The sequence below is a fragment of the Arthrobacter koreensis genome, assembly GCF_035792275.1.
GTDB lineage: Bacteria > Actinomycetota > Actinomycetes > Actinomycetales > Micrococcaceae > Arthrobacter_B > Arthrobacter_B koreensis_A.
This window is the reverse complement of record NZ_JAMWKK010000008.1, coordinates 132650-153271: the sequence shown is the minus strand read 5'-3', so window position 1 is coordinate 153271 and position 20622 is coordinate 132650. Positions and strand designations below refer to the sequence as shown.

The 20622-nt window shown below is 66.2% G+C and carries 21 protein-coding genes; 12 read left to right on the top strand and 9 right to left on the bottom strand.

All coding sequences use genetic code 11. From position 1 onward, the window contains the following. Window positions 1–16: 16 nt before the first annotated feature. Complete coding sequence (locus tag NGB94_RS10105) at window positions 17–565, bottom strand: WhiB family transcriptional regulator (protein WP_325790486.1); 549 nt, start codon at window positions 563–565, stop codon at window positions 17–19. A 256-nt stretch (window positions 566–821) separates the two neighbouring features. Here NGB94_RS10105 and NGB94_RS10100 point away from each other — a divergent pair, with 256 nt between their 5' ends. Next, window positions 822–1535: a TIGR03089 family protein gene (locus NGB94_RS10100; protein ID WP_325790484.1), complete on the top strand. Its 714-nt coding sequence runs from the start codon at window positions 822–824 to the stop codon at window positions 1533–1535. On the opposite strand, the gene NGB94_RS10095 is transcribed toward NGB94_RS10100, so the two are convergent. Further along, window positions 1513–2070: a GtrA family protein gene (locus tag NGB94_RS10095; RefSeq protein ID WP_325790483.1), complete on the bottom strand. Its 558-nt coding sequence runs from the start codon at window positions 2068–2070 to the stop codon at window positions 1513–1515. The genes NGB94_RS10100 and NGB94_RS10095 overlap by 23 nt on opposite strands. A 178-nt stretch (window positions 2071–2248) precedes the next feature. On the opposite strand from NGB94_RS10095, the gene NGB94_RS10090 reads away from it, so the two are divergent. The 4 genes from NGB94_RS10090 (at window position 2249) to manA (ending at window position 6965) form a co-directional block, all read left to right on the top strand. Beyond that, window positions 2249–3421, top strand: a complete 1173-nt coding sequence (locus NGB94_RS10090) for a 5-(carboxyamino)imidazole ribonucleotide synthase (RefSeq protein ID WP_325790482.1) — start codon at window positions 2249–2251, stop codon at window positions 3419–3421. After that, on the top strand, window positions 3418–3945 hold the full coding sequence (gene purE / locus NGB94_RS10085; protein ID WP_325790481.1) for a 5-(carboxyamino)imidazole ribonucleotide mutase: 528 nt from the start codon (window positions 3418–3420) through the stop codon (window positions 3943–3945). Before NGB94_RS10090 ends, purE begins: the two co-directional genes overlap by 4 nt. Before the next feature lie 9 nt (window positions 3946–3954). Continuing rightward, on the top strand, window positions 3955–5568 hold the full coding sequence (locus NGB94_RS10080; protein ID WP_325790480.1) for an LCP family protein: 1614 nt from the start codon (window positions 3955–3957) through the stop codon (window positions 5566–5568). A 77-nt stretch (window positions 5569–5645) separates the two neighbouring features. Beyond that, entirely contained in the window at window positions 5646–6965 is a 1320-nt protein-coding gene (gene manA / locus NGB94_RS10075; RefSeq protein ID WP_325790479.1) for a mannose-6-phosphate isomerase, class I, read from the top strand. A 31-nt stretch (window positions 6966–6996) separates the two neighbouring features. On the opposite strand, the gene NGB94_RS10070 is transcribed toward manA, so the two are convergent. After that, a complete protein-coding gene (locus tag NGB94_RS10070; protein ID WP_325790478.1) occupies window positions 6997–8022 on the bottom strand; it encodes a lipid II:glycine glycyltransferase FemX in 1026 nt (341 codons plus the stop codon). A gap of 117 nt (window positions 8023–8139) precedes the next feature. Between NGB94_RS10070 and NGB94_RS10065 the strand changes: the two genes are divergently transcribed. Beyond that, window positions 8140–8994 carry a tryptophan-rich sensory protein gene (locus tag NGB94_RS10065; RefSeq protein WP_325790477.1) on the top strand — a complete coding sequence of 285 codons (855 nt, stop codon included), beginning with the start codon at window positions 8140–8142 and terminating at the stop codon, window positions 8992–8994. 61 nt (window positions 8995–9055) lie between these two features. Here NGB94_RS10065 and glpX read toward each other — a convergent pair whose 3' ends face one another. After that, window positions 9056–10096, bottom strand: a complete 1041-nt coding sequence (gene glpX / locus NGB94_RS10060) for a class II fructose-bisphosphatase (protein WP_091606747.1) — start codon at window positions 10094–10096, stop codon at window positions 9056–9058. Window positions 10097–10315: 219 nt separating this feature from the next. On the opposite strand from glpX, the gene NGB94_RS10055 reads away from it, so the two are divergent. The 5 genes from NGB94_RS10055 (at window position 10316) to NGB94_RS10035 (ending at window position 15598) form a co-directional block, all read left to right on the top strand. Further along, the gene (locus NGB94_RS10055; RefSeq protein WP_325790476.1) at window positions 10316–10903 is read left to right on the top strand and encodes a DUF4245 domain-containing protein; all 588 of its coding nucleotides are present in this window, start codon (window positions 10316–10318) and stop codon (window positions 10901–10903) included. Window positions 10904–10980: 77 nt separating this feature from the next. After that, entirely contained in the window at window positions 10981–11646 is a 666-nt protein-coding gene (locus tag NGB94_RS10050; protein WP_325790475.1) for a carbonic anhydrase, read from the top strand. 72 nt (window positions 11647–11718) lie between these two features. Next, window positions 11719–13140 carry a class II fumarate hydratase gene (locus tag NGB94_RS10045; RefSeq protein WP_325790474.1) on the top strand — a complete coding sequence of 474 codons (1422 nt, stop codon included), beginning with the start codon at window positions 11719–11721 and terminating at the stop codon, window positions 13138–13140. Window positions 13141–13256: 116 nt separating this feature from the next. Beyond that, window positions 13257–13910, top strand: coding sequence for a TetR/AcrR family transcriptional regulator (locus NGB94_RS10040; RefSeq protein WP_325790472.1), 654 nt, complete (start codon window positions 13257–13259; stop codon window positions 13908–13910). Then, window positions 13907–15598, top strand: a complete 1692-nt coding sequence (locus tag NGB94_RS10035; RefSeq protein WP_325790471.1) for an MDR family MFS transporter — start codon at window positions 13907–13909, stop codon at window positions 15596–15598. The genes NGB94_RS10040 and NGB94_RS10035 overlap by 4 nt, the downstream gene beginning before the upstream one ends. A gap of 27 nt (window positions 15599–15625) precedes the next feature. Here the strand turns inward: NGB94_RS10035 and NGB94_RS10030 are convergent, their stop codons facing one another. From NGB94_RS10030 to NGB94_RS10010, 5 genes are all read right to left on the bottom strand, one after another. Next, window positions 15626–16096 carry an NUDIX domain-containing protein gene (locus NGB94_RS10030; protein ID WP_325790470.1) on the bottom strand — a complete coding sequence of 157 codons (471 nt, stop codon included), beginning with the start codon at window positions 16094–16096 and terminating at the stop codon, window positions 15626–15628. 4 nt (window positions 16097–16100) lie between these two features. Next, complete coding sequence (locus NGB94_RS10025) at window positions 16101–16613, bottom strand: prepilin peptidase (protein WP_325790469.1); 513 nt, start codon at window positions 16611–16613, stop codon at window positions 16101–16103. Window positions 16614–16675: 62 nt separating this feature from the next. Further along, window positions 16676–18016 carry a PhoH family protein gene (locus tag NGB94_RS10020; RefSeq protein ID WP_325790468.1) on the bottom strand — a complete coding sequence of 447 codons (1341 nt, stop codon included), beginning with the start codon at window positions 18014–18016 and terminating at the stop codon, window positions 16676–16678. Window positions 18017–18276: 260 nt separating this feature from the next. Continuing rightward, window positions 18277–18927, bottom strand: a complete 651-nt coding sequence (locus NGB94_RS10015; RefSeq protein ID WP_325790467.1) for a YoaK family protein — start codon at window positions 18925–18927, stop codon at window positions 18277–18279. Between the two features lie 15 nt (window positions 18928–18942). Beyond that, complete coding sequence (locus NGB94_RS10010) at window positions 18943–19704, bottom strand: isoprenyl transferase (protein ID WP_325790466.1); 762 nt, start codon at window positions 19702–19704, stop codon at window positions 18943–18945. Between the two features lie 159 nt (window positions 19705–19863). Between NGB94_RS10010 and trhA the strand changes: the two genes are divergently transcribed. Then, entirely contained in the window at window positions 19864–20601 is a 738-nt protein-coding gene (gene trhA, locus NGB94_RS10005; protein ID WP_418910638.1) for a PAQR family membrane homeostasis protein TrhA, read from the top strand. The last annotated feature ends 21 nt before the right edge of the window (window positions 20602–20622 follow it).

Here is a 20622-nt window from a genome sequence, read left to right as displayed (position 1 = left end):
CGGACGTGCGAAAGAATTAGACTGCCTGCTTTCGAAGCCGGCGGCGTTCCCGCTCGGAGAGCCCGCCCCAAATACCAAAGCGTTCATCGTTGGCCAGCGCATACTCGAGGCACTGGGAGCGCACCGTGCAGGCTGCGCAGACCTTCTTGGCATCCCTGGTGGAGCCGCCCTTTTCCGGGAAGAACGCCTCCGGATCGGTCTGCGCGCACAGCGCGTCAGCCTGCCAGCCGAGTTCACTTTCGTCCGCATAGCCGTCGCCCATGCCGGGCAGCCCGATCCAAACCGGACGCTGCTCCGTCTCCGCCGGGGCCGAGAAGAGCGAGACCGGCGGATCCAGCAGGTCTTCTCCGCCCTGAACCTCGCCGCCGGCGAGGGCCTCATGGGCAGCCAGGAAAGCCGTGGCCGCATCTTCCAGGCTTGCGCCTGCTCCCTCGCGGTAGCGGTCCGCGGCTTCGGGATCAGCGGGATCGACGTACCAGTCTCCGGGCACGCCGCGTGAGCCGTAACTCGTGGAAGCCTGCGCCTGGATGTCCGGCCGGCCCTGAATCTTCTCTGCTTGCCCCATGGAGTCCTCCCGGTGTAAATGCCCCAGCAGCGGATATCTGGATTCACCCAGGCGACAATCAGCCTGCTGTGAACGCATGTAGTTCATGGTTTGCTGGAACAAATCCGTTCCCTAATTACACGCGTGTAATACGGTCACGTCAAGCTGTTTCGGCATCCTATAGAGTCGGAACCGTCTGACGGCGGCGCGCCACGCCGCGAATTTGCCCAGCGTGGCTCCCGCGGCCCGGTCCAACCACAGCGAAAGCGAAAAGTACATGACGCAAAACCCGGTCCCCCGCATCCTGAACACGCTCAGGACGGAGCAGGCAACCTCTCCCGCCCTGATCTGGTACGGACCGGAGTCCGAGCGGGTTGAGCTCTCCGGAAAGGTCCTGGACAACTGGGTTGCCAAGACCTCTAACTACCTTGCGGAAGAACTTGACGTCGAACCGGGCACCACCGTAGAGCTGGATCTGCCCGTCCACTGGAAAACCCTCGTTTGGGCCCTCGGAGCCTGGCAGGCCGGCTGCTCAATTGCCTTATCGGCAGATTCAGCCGCGCAGGTAAGGGCAACGGCGGATAAACCCGCGCCCCGCGGCCCGGCGGAGATCGTCGCGGCGGTTGCCCTGCCGGCCCTGGCCATGTCCTGGCCGGGAACGCTGCCGGCGGAAACCAGCGATTATGCCGCGGAGGTACGCTCATTCGCCGACACCTGGGCCGGGCCGGAATACGGCGGCGAGCCCGCGGTGGCGGTTGCCGGCGGCCCGGGGACGGCGGGAACCCCGTTCGATGCCCTGCCTGAAGCAGGCCGCGGCGCTGCCGGTGCGCAGATTGTGCTGGCTCCCGCGGAAGCAGGAACAGCGAGGATCCTTGGAGCAGCACTCGGGGTCTGGTCCGCAGGCGGAACCCTGGTGCTGACCGGAGACGGAGTCGAAGCCACCGAGCGGATGCTCGCAGCGGAGAAGGTTACTGCTCGGCTTGGGGCCTGACCGGCTTGGCAGTCCCCGCCTCGGGTTCCTGGACCGCGGAGTGGGCCGGGTCCACGGTTAGTTCCATGGCCCGCTCCTCGGCTTCGGCGTCGCTGGCGGAGTTGTTGAACACCCAGTACCGGTAGGCGAAGAAACGGACCACGGTGGCGACGCCGATTCCTATGACACCTGCCATGAACAGCGTCCCGTTATCGGTGATGCCCATGGGGTAGCGGGCGATCCAGGTAAAGCCGGTGGAGATAAAGATCCCGATTCCGTTGATCAGGATGAACTGCCCGAACTCACGGGCCACGTTGGACTGGCGGCGGTGGCGGAAGGTCCACCAGCGGTTGGCCACCCAGGAAAAGATCGTGGCGATGGTCGCTCCGGCAAAACGTGCCTTGGCCGGGCTGCCCTCCATGACGGTGTGCATGAAGATCCATGTCAGGCCGTTGTCCACCACGAATGCGACTGCGCCCACGGTGCCGAACTTTGCCACCTCGCGCCAAAAAGCGGACGCCAGGGACCTGAGCCAGGAAATAAATGATCGAATCATGACCCTCCGCGGCCAATCATGTACGCACGGGGATCCCCGCCGGACGAAGGAACTGCCGCGCTATGGCACGGCAGAGACAACCCACTTTACCTTCAGTTGCCGGGATTTGGCCCTCGGCCCCCGGGTTTGGCCGGTGACACAGGGCGGGAAGTTGGCGCAGCTTCGGTAACCTGTACACGTGAGATTTCCTATTATCGGCGTTGTCGGCGGCGGCCAGCTGGCCCGGATGATGGCCCCGGCGGCCACCGAACTCGGGTTTGAGCTGCGCGTCCTGGCAGAAGGCCCCGACGTATCCGCTGTTCCCGCTGTAGCCCATGCCCCGGTTGGCGACTACACCGACTACGAGACCCTGCTGGACTTCGCCCGCGGAGTGGACGTAGTTACGTTCGACCACGAGCACGTCCCCGGTGAGCACCTGCGTGCGCTCCAGGCGGAAGGCGTGAATGTCCAGCCCGGACCGGACGCCCTGGTCCATGCCCAGGACAAGCTGGTGATGCGCGCCGCGGTGGACCGCCTTGGGCTGCCCAACCCCGGCTGGGCCGCTGTGTCCTCGGTTGCGGACCTCATCGATTTCGGCAAGGCCACCGGATGGCCCGTGGTGCTGAAGACTCCGCGCGGAGGCTACGACGGCAAGGGCGTGCGCATTATCGACGACGCCGCAGCAGCCGAAGCCGCCGCTGACTGGTTCACCGGCACTCCCCTGCTGGCAGAGGAAAAGGTTCCCTTTACCCGGGAGCTCTCTGCCCTGGTCGCCCGCACGCCCGGCGGCGAGTCCGCAGCCTGGCCGGTGGTCCACTCGATCCAGGTCAACGGCGTCTGCGACGAGGTGATTGCTCCGGCCCAGGACCTGGCCCCTGAGACGGCCGCCGCCGCGGCCGAAGCAGCCCTGCGGATCGCCGCGGAGCTGGGAGTTACCGGTGTCATGGCCGTGGAACTGTTCGAAACCCCGGGCCGCGGACCCGGTTTCCTGATCAACGAGCTGGCAATGCGGCCGCACAACTCCGGGCACTGGACCATGGACGGCTCCGTGACCGGACAGTTCGAACAGCACCTGCGCGCCGTACTTGACCTGCCGCTGGGCAGCACCGCCCTGCTGGGCGGCGTGGCCGTGATGAAGAACTTCCTCGGCGCCGACAACCCCGACCTGTACCTTGGTACCCGGCTGGCCCTTGCAGCCGAGCCTGCCGCCAAGGTCCATAATTACGGCAAGTCGGTGCGTCCGGGGCGCAAGGTCGGCCACGTCAATGTAGTCGGAGCGTCCGCGGCGGACCTGCCGGCCGTCCGGCGCAGCGCCGAGAGGGCCGCAGCAATTATCCGCGACGGCCGCGAACCGAATGAGGAGAAGGCATGAGCACCGCCAACAAGCCGCTGGTCGGCCTGGTCATGGGGTCCGATTCGGACTGGCCCGTCATGGACGCAGCCGCAGCAGCCCTGGCCGAATTCGGCATTCCCTACGAAGCCGACGTCGTCTCCGCGCACCGTATGCCGGCTGACATGATCGCCTACGGCCAGGAGGCCCACCGCCGCGGCCTGCGCGTCATCATTGCCGGTGCCGGCGGCGCCGCTCACCTGCCGGGCATGCTTGCCTCCGTGACTCCCCTGCCCGTCATCGGCGTTCCGGTTCCGCTGAAGTACCTGGACGGCATGGACTCCCTTCTGTCCATCGTCCAGATGCCTGCCGGCGTCCCGGTGGCAACGGTATCCATCGGCGGCGCCCGCAACGCAGGCCTCCTCGCCGTGCGCATGCTCGCCGCAGGAACTGATCCGCTTGCCGCCAGCCTGCAGGAAAAGCTGATCGACTTCGCCTCAGAGCTGCGCCAGAGCGCAATGGCAAAGGGCGCGCGGCTGCGCACTTCCGTTTCGGAAAGCGCCTAGGGCAGGCGCATGGCCAGCACAACGCCAGGTTCATCCGGAGCCGTCTACACTGACCCGGTCCGCTACCCCCAGTCGGCATCGCCGCGCCTGCGCAGCAAACGGGCCTTCCTGCTCCTGTTCCTGACCCTTGTGCTGCCCGGCTCGGCCCAGATCGTTGCGGGAGACCGCAGGCTGGGCCGCACGGCCCTTCGCATCACGTTCCTCGTCTGGGCAGCCGTGATCGCGGTAGCCGTGGTGGCTGTCACCAACCGGATCCTGCTGGTGAACATCTTCACCAACAGCTGGGCCTCTTTCCTCATCATGGCGCTGCTGGCAGCACTGGCCGTGGGCTGGGCCCTCCTGTTCCTGAACACCTTCCGCATCATCCGCCCGCCCCTGCTGCAGCGGAACGTACGCCCGGCCGTTGCCGGTGCCATGGTCCTGCTCATGGTCCTCACCAGCGGTTCCCTGGGCTACGGCGCGTGGCTGCTGAACGTCAGCCGGCAGACCTTCGACAACATCTTCGCTTCCGGTCCCGCCTTCGACCCGGTGGACGGACGCTACAACTTCCTCCTGCTCGGCGGGGACGCCGGTGCCGACCGCACCGGACTTCGACCGGACAGCATGTCCGTGTTCAGCGTTGATGCGGACACCGGCCAGATCGTCACGCTTAGCCTGCCCCGCAACTTCCAGAACGCCCAGTTCAGCGCGGATTCCCCGCTCTGGCAGGTATTCCCGGAGGGCTATAACTGCGGTGACGAGTGCATCCTGAACAGCCTCTACCCCGTGGTCACCGAGCAGTATCCCGATCTCTACCCGGAGTCCGAAGATCCCGGTGCCGAGGCGATGATGGATGCAGCCGGCGGAATCCTGGGCCTTGAAATCCAGTCGTACGTCATCGTGGACATGGAGGGCTTCTCCAGCCTGATCGATGCCATGGGCGGCGTGAAGATCGACGTCGGCGGCTGGGTTCCCATCACTGCCGGTGAGATCCCCGGCACCAACCGCCACTACCCGCCGGACGGCTGGATCGCACCCGGAGTCCAGACCATGGACGGCTACACGGCCCTCTGGTACGCCCGATCCCGCGAATTCGTCACCGACTACCACCGCATTGCGCGCCAGCAGTGCGTCCAGCAGGCAATGGTCGCCCAGCTTGATCCGGCGACCCTGCTGACCCGCTTCCAGGCCATCGCCTCCGCCGGAGAAGAGGTGGTCCACACGGACATTCCGCAGGACCAGCTGGGCAGCTTCGTGGACCTTGCCCTGAAATCCAAGAACCACGAGGTCCAGCGGATGACCATCGGCCCGCCGGACTTCGGCACGGCAGCGGACAACTTCGTGACGTACCCGGACTTCGACCTTATCCATACCCGGGTGCAGGAGATGCTCACCAAGTCCGCTGCTGCTGCAACGGAGGCTGCTGAGCAGCCGGCTCCGGAACCCGTGGACGACGGCGCGATCGGCCAGTCCGACCCCGCGGAACCCGCACAGCCCGAGGAACCGGCCGCACCCGCACCGGAACCCGCAGCGCCTGCCGGACCTGAAATCACCGAGGAATACCTCCAGGAACTGGCGACCATCGGCGACACCGCTACGCTGGGCATGCTGCTGGACAACAACGGGAACTGCAGCGCAGGCTGACCCGCCGGATCCTCATCCCTCCAAAGCCCGTGTTTCCGGTTCCCCGGCACACGGCCAGACGCACCGAAGAGAGAGACATGTATCTGCTTTCAGGCACCCTCCGCCCCTACGCCTGGGGCTCCCTGACAGCCATGGCTGAGCTCTTCGGCCGTGATCCCAGCGGGGACCCCGAAGCCGAGCTCTGGTTCGGTGCCCATCCGGGAGCTCCGTCCGCAGTCCTGGGAGCGGAAGGCGGCACGCTGGACGAGCTCATCGCGGCTGACCCCGAACGCCTGCTGGGCCGGGAGACCACGGCAGTGCACGGACCGGCACTGCCGTTCCTGGCGAAGGTGCTCGCTGCCGGTTCCCCCCTCTCCCTCCAGGTCCATCCCACCAGGGAGCAGGCTGCTGCCGGCTTCGCTGCCGAGGAGGCAGCGGGGGTTGACCGTGCTGCGGCAGACCGGAACTACAAGGACGCCAACCACAAGCCGGAAATGATCTTCGCGCTGACGGATTTCGAAGCGCTGTGCGGGTTCCGCCGTCCCCAAGATGCGGCCCTGCTCTTCCGGGCCGCTGCCGGACTGGTAGAGGCATCCGGCCGCCCTACACCTGAGCTGTTCGCCCAGACGGCCTCCGACCTTGAATCCGGCCGCCCCGAACCAGAGCGCCTGGAGAGTGTTTTCCGCCGCCTGATCGGCGGCGGCGAGGAGGTCCGCGCAGCGGTGGCAGCCGCAGCCGAAGCAGTCCGGTCGCTGGACGGGCCTGCCCTCGCGGAGCTGGATCCGGCGGTCGCTGAGCTCGGCGCGCTGGACGGCTACTATCCCGGAGACCCCGGAGTCCTGATTTCCCTGCTCCTGAACCGGGTGTCGCTCTCCCCCGGCGAGGCGATCTACCTCCCGGCAGGGAATGTCCATGCCTACCTGCGCGGCCTTGGCGTGGAGGTCATGGCGTCTTCGGACAATGTGCTGCGCGGGGGCCTCACCCCCAAGCACGTGGACCTGCAGGAACTGCTCAGGACCATCGACTTCCAGGCCCTGGGAATCCCCCGAGTTGAGGCAGAACGCACGGGACTGGGCCAGGAACTCTACCGGCCGCCGTTCTCCGAGTTCGCGCTCCAGCGGCTGGAACTGGCGCAGACGGCCGGTCCGGCCAGCATGTCGGCAGCGGATGTTCCGCTGCTGCAGAACGGACCCACGCTGGTCATCGCGCTGCGCGGCTCGCTGGTGCTGGACTCACCGAAACAGGACCTGATCCTCAACCCGGGCGACTGCGCGTTCGTTGGCGCCGATGAGGCGCCCGTGATCGCCAAGCTGGCGTCCCATTCTGCCCAGCACGACGACGGCGCGCTGGCTTTCGCCGTGACCGTCGGGTCAGCTGCCCCGGCAGCTGACCCGGACGCCCCCACCCTGCGGCTCTAGCACCTGGTACGGCGGGAGCCGGGAGCCGGAACTAGCGTCCCAGCCTGTTCCGGAGGGCACTGACGCCGCCGCGGACCTTCCGCAGGGCGGTCTTGGCCAGCGGAAGCGCGGTGGTAAAGACCGGGTAGAGCGGCGAAAGCGGCTTGTCCCAGGTTCCGGCCAGCATGTTCTCGTGCTGCGCCCAGCCCATCTTGAACTTGGAGACGCCGTCATTGAGCAGGCCGTTGAAGTCGTAGCGGGTAATGCCGCGGGCCTTCATCTCCTGGATGGCAAGCCACTTCAGGGCATAGTTCGCGCGCAGGCGTTCGCCCTCCTCGCTCATCCCGCCGTACAGCTCGAACGCGGTGAAACCGCTGGCAGAAAGCCACAGGAACGCCACCACGTCGCTGCCCTTGAACGCGGCGTAAACCGGGGAGTCCTCGCCCAGGTTGTCGAAGATGTCCAGGTAGTAGCCGTCTTCATGGATGCCGAAACCTGCGCGTTCGGCGGTCTGCTTGTACACCGCCAGGCACTGCTGCAGCTCTTCTCGCCGCACGGCCCGGTACTGCAGGTCTTCGCGCCCGGACTTGCGGATGTACTGCCGGTGCTTTTTGCTCATGGCTCCGAGCAGTTCCTCTTCGTCCCTGCCCAGGTCGAGGATGAGGGTGCGCGGAATCAGGATGGTGTTCGTGCTGGGCCGGAACCCGGCTGCGGGCAGCGCGGCTGCCGGCTGGGAGTCAGCGTCCCAGTCCGGTTCAATGGTCAGCGCCACTGCATGGTGTTTTTCCCTGGCGTAGCCCGCAACCGCTGCGAGCAGTTCGGCTTCCCTGCCCGGCTCTCCCTGCGGGCCGCGCGGAATGTAGGCCAGCGACCGGAAGGGGAACGGGAGCCGGCGCAGCAGCAGCTGGGCCGTGCCAACCACGCTGCCGCCGTCGGAAAGAAGCAGCCGCTCGGCCTGCCAGCCGTGCTCGGCCTTGGTCTTTCCCCAGCCCCACAGCTGCTGCGGGTGCCCGTTGAACTGGTTGACGAGGCTGTTCCAGCGGGACGGGTCAGTGCAGGGAGTAACGCTCAATGTCATGCCAACTAGCCTACGTTGAAGCCGGCACAGGCTTCGAACGCGGGGTTGTTATGGAGCTGAAACCGATGGCGGTCCAAAAACCCCGAAAATAGTAAGCATGCTTTGTTAGGCTCGAATATGGCTACTTCGACCCCCAGAACATCCAGTCCATCCGAACCGGCAGGCGCGGGAGTCCAGGGATCGCAAAGCTACTCGGGCAGGGACCTGGCCCGGCAGCTTACGGTCACCGTGTCCTTCATCATCTGCATCGCCGGGTCAGTTGTCGGCGTTGGAGTCTTCGGCGGCACCCCCATCGCCGAAGCAGCCGGCGGGGCCCTGAGCGCGGACGCCACCTACCTTGCCCCGGCAAGCCCGGCCTTCTCGATCTGGTCCGTCATCTACACCGGCCTCGGCGCGTACACCATCTACCAGTGGCTGCCCTCGCAGCGCGCCTCCAACCGCCAGCGGCGGCTTGGCTGGCTGGTGTCCGCTTCACTGATCCTTAACGCCGCCTGGATCCTCAGCGTGCAGGCCGGTTCCGTTCCGCTCTCCGTCGTTGTGATTGCGGCACTGCTGGTGGTCCTGGCGCTCATCTTCAAGCGTTACGCCCGCAGCCGTCCAGACAGCCTGCTGGGCGCCGTCGTCGTCGATGGAACCCTGGGCCTGTATTTGGGCTGGGTCTGCGTGGCCATCTGCGCCAACATTGCCTCGGCCCTGACCTCCGGCGGCTTTGACGGCTTTGGGCTGGACCCGGTGGTCTGGGCAGGCATCGTGCTGGCTGCTGCCGCCGCCGTCGGCGTTGGACTGGCACTCTACGGCCGCGGCCGCCTCGCCCCGGCTGCGGCGCTGGCCTGGGGCCTGTCCTGGATCGCCGTCTCACGGATCAATGGAGAGCTGCTTTCAACCCCGACGGCTGTCATGGCCGCCGTGGCTGCCGCCGTCGTTGTGGTCGCGGCGGTTGGGGCGAGGGTGGCGGACATCCGCCGCAGCTAGCCCACACAGAAGGGAAGGGGCCCGGACATTGTCCGGGCCCCTTCCCTTCTGCAGCTGTCGCTCAGCGCAGGCGGGCGTAGGACTCCCACTTGTGCGACTGGTGCTCACCGTCAACCACGCGGATGGTGCCGGACTTTGAGCGCATCACGATGGACTGGGTGAGGACGCGGTCCTTCTTGTAGCGCACACCGCGGACCAGGTCGCCGTCGGTGATGCCGGTGGCGGCGAAGTAGCAGTTGTCGCTGGTGACCAGGTCGTTGGTGGAGAGCACTCGGTCAAGGTCGTGGCCGGCGTCGATAGCCTTCTGCTTTTCCTCGTCCGAGGTGGGCCACAGGCGGCCCTGGATGACACCGCCGAGGGTCTTGACGGCGCAGGCGGTGATGATGCCCTCGGGCGTGCCGCCAATGCCCATCAGCGCGTCGACGTCGGTGCCCTCGCGGGCTGCCGCGATGCCGCCGGCAACGTCGCCGTCCATCAGCATCCGGGTGCGTGCCCCGGCGTCGCGGATTTCCTGGACCAGCGGCTTGTGCCGGTCACGCTCAAGGATCATGACGTTGAGCTGGTTGATCTTCTTGCCCTTGGCCTTGGCGATCAGGTGCAGGTTCTGCTTGACCGGCAGGCGGAGGTCCACCATGTCTGCGGCTTCCGGACCGGTGACCAGCTTCTCCATGTAGAAGACGGCGGAGGGGTCGAACATGGTTCCGCGTTCAGCTACGGCCAGCACGGCCAGGGCGTTGTTGATGCCCAGGGCAGTGAGGCGGGTGCCGTCGATCGGATCCACGGCGACGTCGCAGAGCGCACCGGTGCCGTCACCCACGTGTTCGCCGTTGTAAAGCATGGGGGCTTCGTCCTTCTCGCCTTCACCGATCACCACGACGCCGTTGAAGTGGACGGTGGAGATCAGGGAGCGCATTGCATCCACGGCAGCGCCGTCGGCGGCGTTCTTGTCGCCGAACCCTACCCAGTGGCCGCCGGCTATGGCGGCAGCTTCGGTAACGCGGACCAGTTCGAGCGCGAGGTTCCGGTCCGGCTCGTCGTCTCCGACTGCCAGCGCGGGTGAAAGAGTTGAGTACTGGGCACCTTGGGACACGTCTAACCTCATCTTTGAAATTCGGGCCGCGCTGTCTGGAATTGTCTGGAACTGTCCGTAAAACAGTCCCAAACAGCGCGCCCGCCTGCTGTTCCTTGCTCCGATCATAGTCGCCAAGTGGCCCGCGCCACCGCTGGCCGCCGGGATTTCACGCCTTCAGGCTGCCCGATGAGGCTGCCGGCAGCCGCGCAGGAATAGGACTTGCCGCCCTGGATAGGCGATCATGGAAGGGTGAGTGAGCAGCAGCAGCCCGAAGAGCCCGTAACCCCCACCCTGACCACCAAGCAGGCCAAGCGTGCCAACGCTACGGTCATTGGAATGCTCATTGCCACCGGACTTACGCTGGCAATTGTGCTGGTGCCGGTGCTGCTGAACCCGTATCAGAAGGCCCAGCCGCGCAACGTGGACGTACAGGCCATTGCCGCCGAAGCAGCCGGCGACGCCGGGTACGATCCGCTGGCCCCCGACCTGCCCGAGGGCTGGACCTCCAATTACGCCCGGTGGGATTCCGGCGTCAACAGCGGCGTACCGGCCTGGGAAGTGGGATATCTCACCCCGGACACCGAGTTCATCCGCATGACACAGACCAATAACGCGAACCCCACCTGGGTATCGCAGACCACCAAGGACTCCTTGGTCGCCGGTGAACGGACCGCAGGCGGCGCCACCTGGCAGCTGCGGGACAGCGCCAACGGCGAAGCCCACCTGGTCACGGAGGTCAACGGCATGACCGTTGTCCTCAGCTCGGAGGGCGACCTGTCCTCCGTGGACGTACTGGCTGAAGCTGCACTCTCCGACCTCGCTTCTTCCGGCCAGTAGCACAACAGCCCCCGCTGTGGCCGACTTGGGGCGGTAACAGACAGCGCATCCGCACCGACGGGCCGTATTCTTGACCTGTGACCGAATTGAACAGCCCCCTTACTGCTCCCACCACTCCCGCCCAGGCCTGGCAGCGCCTGCGTGAAGGCAACGAGCGTTTTGTAGCCGGCACCTCCCGCCATCCGAACCAGGATGCCCCCCGGCGCAGCTCCCTGGTAAACGAGCAGAATCCCTTCGCGGTCATCTTCGGCTGCTCGGATTCCCGGCTCGCCGCCGAAATCATCTTCGACCTCGGCCTGGGCGACGTTTTTGTTGTCCGCACTGCCGGGCAGGTCACCGACGACGCCGTCCTCGGGTCGCTCGAATACAGCGTCGGCGTCCTGGGTGTCCCGCTCATCGTGATCCTTGGCCATGACAGCTGCGGAGCCGTGACCGCAGCCAAGCACACCGTGGACACCGGTTCAATGCCGGCCGGCTACGTCCGCAACCTGGTTGAGCGGATCACCCCGTCCGTCCTCGCTGCCCGCCGGAACGGCCTCGAGGACGTCAACGACATGGTGGTTGAGCACACCCGCCAGACCGCGGAGCGCCTGGTGGAAAGTTCCCGCCTGATTTCCGACGCCGTTGCCTCCGGCTCCACCGCCGTCGTCGGGCTCTCCTACCGCCTGGCCGAAGGCCGTGCCGATCTGGTGTCCAGCATCGGCCGCCTGGAGGCGGAAACCCCGGATCTCGCCGCCGGCTAGGCCGGGACGGGCCCCGCCCCAATCCGACACGCGTTTTCAGCGCCGGCGGGCACGCCGACTAGGCTGGTAGCCATGACTTCCAACTCCGCTGAATACCGCATTGAACATGACACGATGGGAGAGGTCCGCGTCCCGGTAAACGCCCTTTACCGCGCCCAGACCCAGCGCGCCGTGGAGAACTTCCCGATTTCCGGCAAGCCGCTGGACGACGCCCACATCGAGGCACTCGCCCGGATCAAGAAGGCAGCCGCGACCGCCAACGCCGAACTGGGAGTGCTCGACGACGAGCGCGCCAAGGCGATCGCCGCAGCAGCTGACGAGGTTGCCGCCGGCAAGCACAACGGACAGTTCCCGATCGACGTGTTCCAGACCGGCTCCGGCACCTCCTCGAACATGAACACCAACGAGGTTCTGGCCGAGCTTGCCACGCGCGCCCTGAAGGCCGCCGGCAGCGAGACTTCCGTCCACCCGAACGACCACGTAAATGCGTCGCAGTCCTCCAACGACGTCTTCCCGACCTCCGTGCACGTTGCCGCTACCTCCGCCCTGATCAACAACCTGATCCCGGCGCTGGAACACCTGGCCGCCTCGCTGGAGCGCAAGGCCGAAGAATTCAAGGACGTCGTCAAGTCCGGCCGCACGCACCTCATGGATGCAACCCCGGTGACCCTGGGCCAGGAATTCGGCGGCTACGCCGCACAGGTCCGCTACGGCATCGAGCGCGTGCAGGCTTCCCTGCCCCGCGTTGCCGAGGTTCCGCTGGGCGGCACCGCCGTGGGTACCGGCATCAATACCCCGGCAGGCTTCCCGCAGCGCGTGATCGAGCTGCTGGCTGCGGACACCGGACTGCCGCTCACCGAAGCACGGGACCACTTCGAGTCCCAGGCCAACCGCGACGCCCTCGTTGAGGTCTCCGGCATGCTGCGCACCATTGCGGTGTCCTTCTCCAAGATCGCGAACGATCTCCGCTGGATGGGCTCCGGCCCCAACACCGGCCTGGGCGAAATCGCCATCCCCGACCTGCAGCCGGGCTCCTCGATCATGCCGGGCAAGGTCAACCCGGTCATCTCCGAGGCCGTCATGCAGGTTGCCGCACAGGTAGTGGGCAACGACGCCGCCATCGCCTGGGCAGGCACCTTCGGCTACTTCGAGCTCAACGTCGGCATCCCCGTCATTGCCTCGAACCTGCTGGAGTCGATCCGCCTGCTGGCCAACTCCTCCGTCATCATGGCGGACAAGATGATCGACGGCATCGAAGCCAACGTGGAGCGCGCCCGCTACCTCGCAGAGGCCTCCCCCTCGATCGTCACGCCGCTGAACAAGTACATCGGCTACGAGAACGCGGCCAAGATCGCCAAGTTCGCGGTCAAGGAAGGCAAGACCATCCGCCAGGCCGTCGTCGAACTCGGCTTCGTCGAGCGCGGCGAGGTCACCGAGGAACAGCTCGACGCCGCCCTCGACGTCCTCTCCATGACCAAGCCGCCGCAGGCTTAGTTTCCGGCGAAAGTGACAAGGGGGCCGCCCGCAGGCGGCCCCCTTTTTGCTGCCCCGGACTGCCGCCGCCGGGGAGCTATTTGCACTCATGCTGTCAGCGTGCAAAAGTTTACTTCGTGAAGAATAGTGCAGCTTTCGACGGCGGCCTCCGGGAACGCAAACGGGCAGCGACCCACAGCGCCATCACCAGCGCCGCCCGCGGACTCACTGCCGAACACGGTCTGGCCGGCTTCACGGTGGAGGAACTCTGCGAGCAGGTGGGAATCTCCCGCCGTACTTTCTTCAATTACTTCCCGGCGAAGGAAGATGCCGTGCTTGGGGCCCCCGCCGCGCTTCCGGAAGAACTCACCGAACCGTTCACCGCGGCCGGATCACCGGGGCCCGGTCTGTCTTCCAGCCTGCTGCAGGACCTCGTTGACCTCTCCGTGGCGTACATGGAGTCAATGGCCGTTTCCCGCGCGGAGCTGGCCCAGCTCAAGGACGCCCTGTCCACCGAACCGCGGCTTGTCCTGAAACTCATGCAGGGCACCCGGGAAGCCGATGAACGCCTGCGCGGGCTCATTGCCCGCCGCGAGCACCTCGATCCCGCGGATCCCCAGGTGGTTGCCGTGTCCACAGTCTTTTCCGCGCTCATCCAGCGGGCCGGACCGGAATTCTTCGATCCGGACAACAAACTCAGCTACCGGGCGGTGCTGACCTCCGCGGTGGAGTCCGCCCGGGCCGTGTTTTCTTCCTTCTCCCCCGTCACTTCCAGCAAGGACCCTTCATGACCACCACCGCCGCGCGCTCCTCCGGACCGCTGCTGCTGACCCAGAAACGCATCTGGATCATTTTCTCCGCCCTCATCGCGGGCATGCTTCTCTCATCCCTTGACCAGACCATCGTCTCCACGGCCATGCCCACCATCGTGGGCGAGCTTGGCGGCGTCGAGCACCAGACCTGGATCACCACGGCCTATCTGCTGGCCACCACCATCGTGATGCCGATCTACGGCAAGTTCGGTGACGTCCTGGGCCGGCGCAACCTCTTCCTCTTCGCAATCGCCCTGTTCACCATGGCCTCCGTGGGCTGCGCCTTTGCGACCGACTTTTGGATGTTCGTCCTTTTCCGCGCCATCCAGGGCCTGGGCGGCGGCGGCCTGATGATCCTCTCCCAGGCGATCATCGCGGACATCGTTCCGGCCAATGAACGCGGCAAGTACATGGGCCCGCTGGGCGGCATCTTCGGCCTCTCCGCCGTGGCCGGCCCGCTGCTCGGCGGCTTCTTCGTGGACCACATGACCTGGCAGTGGGCGTTCTACATCAACATCCCGATCGGCATCGCCGCCTTCCTGATCGCGTTCTTCACCCTCACCCTGCCCAGCAAGAAGGCGGAGAAGCGCATCGACCTTCCCGGCGTCGTCCTGCTGTCAATCGCCACCACCTGCCTGATCTTCTTCACGGACTTCGGCGGCGACGCCGACCGCGGCTGGACCGATCCGCTCACGCTCGTTTTCGGTGCCGGCCTCCTGACCGCAGCGTTCGCCTTCGTGATGGCGGAGAGGCGGGCACAGGATCCGATCATTCCGCTGAGCCTGTTCAAGAACCCGATCTTCGTCAACAGCACCGCGATCGGCTTCACGCTGGGCATGGGCATGTTCGCCGCCCTCGCCTTCGTGCCGACTTTCCTGCAGATGTCCACCGGCACCTCCGCCGCTGCCTCGGGCCTGCTGATGCTGCCGATGATGGTGGGCATGATGGGCACCTCCATCTGGTCCGGCCTGGCCATCACCAAGACAGGCAAATACAAGAAGTACCCCATCTCCGGTGCGGTCCTGGTCCTCGCTGCCCTGCTGTGGATGACCATGCTGACGGCACAGACACCCGTGTGGGTCATCTGCTCGCAGCTGTTCGTCTTCGGCGCCGGGCTCGGCCTGATCATGCAGGTTGTGGTGCTGGTAGTGCAGAACTCCGTTCCGGTGGACCAGATCGGCACCGCCACGTCCTCAAACAACTACTTCCGTGAGGTCGGCGCCTCGCTGGGCGTAGCGATCTTCGGCGCCATGTTCACCACCCGCCTCTCCGAGAACCTCATGGGTGTCTTCGAAGGCGCCGGGTTCGACGCCGCAGCGGCCGGAGAGGCAACGGCCACGCTGCAGCCCGCCGCCATGGCCGCCCTCCCCGAGCCGATCCGGGACGGGATCGTCAACGCCTACGCGGAGTCCCTGGCGCCGGTCTTCTGGTACCTGGTGCCCTTCCTGGCACTCGCGCTGATCCTGGCCTTCTTCCTGAAGGAGATTCCGCTCTCCGACGTTGCCGGCATGGTGGCGCGGGGCGAGGCCGTAGGCGGCGCGGAAGCGGACCGGCTGGAGGCCGAGCGGCTGGCCGGTGCCAGTTCGCCGGCGGACGGCAAGGCTGATGCTGCTCCGGAGGAGACGGATGCGTCCGGTCCGGAGAACACCCCGGAACAGAGCCGGTAAGGCCGATAAAAGGAGCGGGACCCGCGCCTACACCTCGAAGACGGGCACGCCCGTCGAGTTCCGGGCCAGTTCTATGAGCATGCGGTGCCGGGTGTTCAGCTCCGGAAGCCCGTCGAGGGCGAACCAGCCCACCTCGGTGGACTCGTCGTCGTTCACCCGGGCGTTTCCGGAAACCCAGGCGCACCGGAAGACCAGGTTCAGGAACTGGCAGCGGTCTTGGTTGGGGAACATGATCGGGTCTGTGGTGCCCACGTGGATCAGGTGTTCCAGGCGTGCCTGCACCCCGGTCTCTTCCTCGACCTCGCGCAGCAGGCCAGGGCCCGGTTCCTCGCCCGGTTCAAGGATGCCGGTGATGAGCGTCCAGCGTCCGTTGTCCGCCCGGCGGCAGAGCAGCACTTCGCCTGCGGGGTTGAAGACGACGGCGGCGACTCCGGGCAGCCACAGCAGTTCGTGGCCCACTTTTTCGCGCAGGGAAAGGATGAAGTCCGGTGTGGGCATGGCTCTACTCTAGGCCAGGGACTGCGAGCGCCAGCAAAGCACCGGCGAGCATAAACGGACCGAAGGCTATCCGTGTTTTGCCGGTTCCCCGGCGGGAGACCACCAGTCCCAGCCCCCACAGGCCACCGAGCACGAATCCGGCTGCGGCTCCGGCCAGCAGGTAGCCAAAGCCCGCGAATCCGAGGTAGAGGCCCAGGACTCCGGCCAGCTTCACGTCTCCCAGGCCCAGGCCGGACGGCGATGCAGCGCGCAGCAGGAGGTACCCGGAGAGCAGCAGCACCCCGCCGAGTGCCATCGACGTGAAGCGTCCAGGCTCCCCGGCGGTGAGCGCGGCCGCGCCGAGCAGAAGCGCGGATACGGGATAGGCCGGGACTACCAGCCGGTCCGGCAGGCGCCGTGTCCGGATGTCAGCAACCGTCAGCTTCCACGCCAGCACCACCAGGTAACCCAGCGCCGCCAGCAGCAGCAGCGCGGACAGCCACGGTCCGCTCCAGTACTCCCCCAGGATCCCCCACATGCGCCCTACGGTACGCCACGGCCGAACCGGGCATACCGCAGGACGCAGCGGCTGTGGATTACCTACCCGATCGCGCCCTCTTCCAGGAGATCCGTCACCAGTGCCGCGATGGGAGACCTTTCGGAACGGGTCAGTGTCATATGCCCAAACAGCGGATGGCCCTTGAGTGTCTCCACCACGGCCGCTATCCCGTCATGGCGGCCCACCCGCAGGTTGTCCCGCTGGGCAACGTCATGGGTCAGGACCACCTTGGAGTTCTGCCCAATCCGGGACAGCACGGTAAGCAGGACGTTCTTCTCAAGTGACTGTGCCTCATCGACGATCACGAAGCTGTCGTGCAGTGAACGTCCGCGGATATGGGTCAGCGGCAGCACCTCAAGCATGCCCCTGTCCAGGACTTCCTCCACCACTTCCCGTGAGACCAGGGCCTCCAGGGTGTCGAAGACGGCCTGGCCCCACGGCCCCATCTTCTCCGCCTCGCTGCCGGGCAGGTAGCCCAGTTCCTGGCCGCCCACGGCGTACAGCGGGCGGAAGACCACCACTTTGCGGTGCTCCCGGCGTTCCAGGACGGCTTCCAGCCCGGCACAGAGCGCCAGCGCGGACTTGCCTGTTCCGGCCCTGCCGCCAAGGGACACGATGCCAATCTCCGGGTCCATCAGCATGTCGATGGCGAGCCGCTGCTCCGCGGAGCGTCCGTGAAGCCCGAAGACGTCCCGGTCGCCGCGGACCAGCCTCACCTGCTTGTCGGCTCCGAGCCTGCCCAGTGCCGACGAACGCCCGGAGAGCAGCACCAGGCCTGTGTTGACCGGCAGGTCTGCCGCTTCGGGCACGAACACCGGCTGGTGTTCGTACAGTGCGCTGACCTCGGCGTCGCCGGTCTCGACTTCCACCAGGCCGGTCCAGCCGGTGTCCCGGACAAGTTCGTTGCGGTACTCATCAGCAGTAAGTCCAACCGCCGCCGCTTTCACGCGCAGCGGCAGGTCCTTGGAAACCACCGTGATGGTGCGTCCCTCATCGGCGAGGTTCCTGGCCACAGCGAGGATTCGGCTGTCGTTTTCCGAGCCGCGGATTCCGAGCGGCAGCACCTCGAGCGAAACATGGTTCAGTTCCACCCGCAGGGTTCCCCCGGAGTCCCCGATGGGCACCGGCCGGTCCAGGCCCCCGTGCTCCACACGCAGGTCATCAAGCAGGCGCAGAGCGGCACGGGCAAAGTAGCCGAGCTCCGGGTCGTTGCGTTTGCTTTCAAGTTCGCTGATGACCACCAGCGGAAGAATGACCTCGTGTTCGGCGAAGCGCAGGATGGCCTTGGGATCGGACAGCAGGACAGAAGTATCAAGCACGAACCCCTGGGGCTGGCCGGCGGCGCCGGTGTGTTCAGGCAGGGATGCTTTGGTTACGGCCACTTAGAACTCCAGTCAGGGACCGCAGGCCCCGAATAGCTAGAAGTGTTCTTCTCCGCAGTCCGGCACGGGATGCCGGACTGCGGCCTCCCTGCAAACACACTGTGCAAAGCATGTCCGAGCATCCGGCCTCCGGTTCCATCAGCATGGGGCTGATCGATACGTAAAAGCTACGCCCGGCTGCGTGCTGCCGGACACAGGGACACGAACGAGTTGGATTTGTTCACACCATGTTTACGTACCGGGAGCCAGGCTGCCCGGAGTCAGCCGTGCAGGTGTCCGGGATGCCCCCACGACGCCGCTGCGGCCGCCGCCAGGGCGACGATCGCCGGCCCAAGGGCGGCCAGTCCCAGCAGCAGGTATCCGGCGCCCCCGCACAGCGAACCAAGGGTCAGTGAAGACCAGAGCAGCAGGTACCGGTGCCAGCCGTTGCCGCGTTCCCCGAACAGCGCGGCCGTGACCTTTTGCCCCAGCTTGACCAGGGTTCCGGTCATGTACGTGATCCCGATCGAGACTTCCCCGCCCCGCTCAAAGACCGCGTTGAGCAGGCCCATGGACGCCGCGAGTGCCGGAGCCAGGACGCCTTCGGCGCCGGGCAGGGTACTACTGGCCCACGCGGCCCCGAGGACTGCTGCAGACAGCAGGCAGATGGCCGGGCGGCGGTGGCGGTTCAGGACCCGGCGCAGGACGGAGGCGGCCACCACGCCCAGGAAGAAGGCGGCAATCAGTCCGAAAGCCTGCAGGAAGCCGCTTAGCGAGGTATTTGCCACCGCCGCTCCGGCCCGGGTTGAATTCCCGGTCATAAAGGACACGAAGTAGCCGCCAAGGTGCAGGAAGCCGACGGCGTCAACGTAGCCGGCGGTCCAGGCCAGACCGGAGGCCAGCGCAATTTCCGAACGGGTGTGCTGCAGCATTTCCAGTTGTACCGGTCAGGATCCGAATCGCCGCTGGCGGCTGGCATAGTCACGCAGCGCCCGGAGGAAGTCGACCCGGCGGAAGTCCGGCCACAGGGCTTCGCAGAAGTAGAACTCGCTGTAGGCGCTCTGCCACATCAGGAAACCGGAAAGCCGCTGCTCTCCGGAGGTACGGATCACCAGCTCGGGATCGGGCTGGCCGCGCGTGTACAGGTACTCGGAGATCTGGGCATCGCTGAGCTCGGCGGTGATCTCTTCGATCGGCTTGCCCTGGGCCTGTGCGTCGCGCAGCAGCTCCTTCACGGCGTCGACGATCTCCCGCCGCCCTCCGTACCCGATGGCCACGTTCACGTGCAGTCCGGTGGCCGACGCCGTCGCCTCGCCCAGGCGCTCAAGCTGGCAGCTCAGTTCGGTCGGCAGGATGTCCAGCGCACCCACAGGCTGGACCCGGAGGTCGCCCTTCTCCCCCAGCCGGTCCAGGGTATTGGCAATGATGCCCAGCAGCGGCTCCAGCTCGTCCGGATCGCGGTTAAGGTTGTCAGTGGAGAGCATGTACAGGGTCACTACCCGCACACCGAGTTCCCCGCACCAGCCCAGGAATTCGAGGATCTTGTCTGCCCCGGCTTGATGCCCGTCGGACGTCGGCGCCCCGGCAAGCTTGGCCCAGCGGCGGTTGCCGTCCACCATCACGCCGATGTGCTCGGGGATCCGGTCCTTGACCAGGCTGCGGCGCAGGCGGCGTTCGTAGTAGGCGTAGACCACACCGGGAAAGCGCACGGGTGACTCACCTGCCTATCATTCTGAACGGGGGCCGCGGAACGCGGTGGCTTTTCTCATCTCAAGGCTACCGCGCAGCGGCGGTCCACCTGTGCAGGAGGGAGCCGAGCCGTGGCTACCGTCAGGTAACCTACCGGGTCGTAAGTTAGGATTGGCAGCATGAGTTCATCCCCGGAACGAGTACCGGTCCAGCAGGATCCCGAATCCCGCCAGTCCCCGGGACCGCTGGAATCAGCCGTTGAATCCGTGGCCGACGCCCTGGACATCAAACCCCGCCTGAGAGGGTGGCTCCACGCCGGGGCCGCGCCCCTGGCGCTGGCTGCAGGCATAGTGCTCGTGGTCCTTGCACCCACCACCGGCACCCGCATCGCCTCCGCCGTGTACGCCCTCACCGGCATCCTGCTGTTCGGTGTCTCGGCGGTTTACCACCGCGGCAACTGGAGCCCGAAGGTCAAGACGGTCCTGAAGCGGCTGGACCACACGAACATCATGCTGGTGATTGCCGGGTCCTACACTCCGCTGGCCTGGTCGCTGCTGCCGCGGGAGCAGGCCGTGGTGCTGCTGGTCATTATCTGGAGCGGCGCCCTGGCCGGGATAGCGTTCCGCCTGCTGTGGCTGCACGCTCCGCGCTGGCTGTACACGCCGGTCTACATCGCCCTGGGCTGCGCGGCTGTCTTCTACATTCCGGATTTCTGGACGGTGAACATGCCCGCAGCCATCCTGGTGATTGCCGGCGGTGCCGCGTACATTGCCGGCGCGGTCATCTACGCCATGAAGCGGCCCAATCCCTCGGTCAACTGGTTCGGCTTCCACGAGATCTTCCATGCCTTCACGCTGGCCGGATTCACCTGCCACTACATTGCGATCATGCTGGCGGTCCTGTCCGTCCAGGGCTAGTTCGGGCCAGGTGCCGGTCGG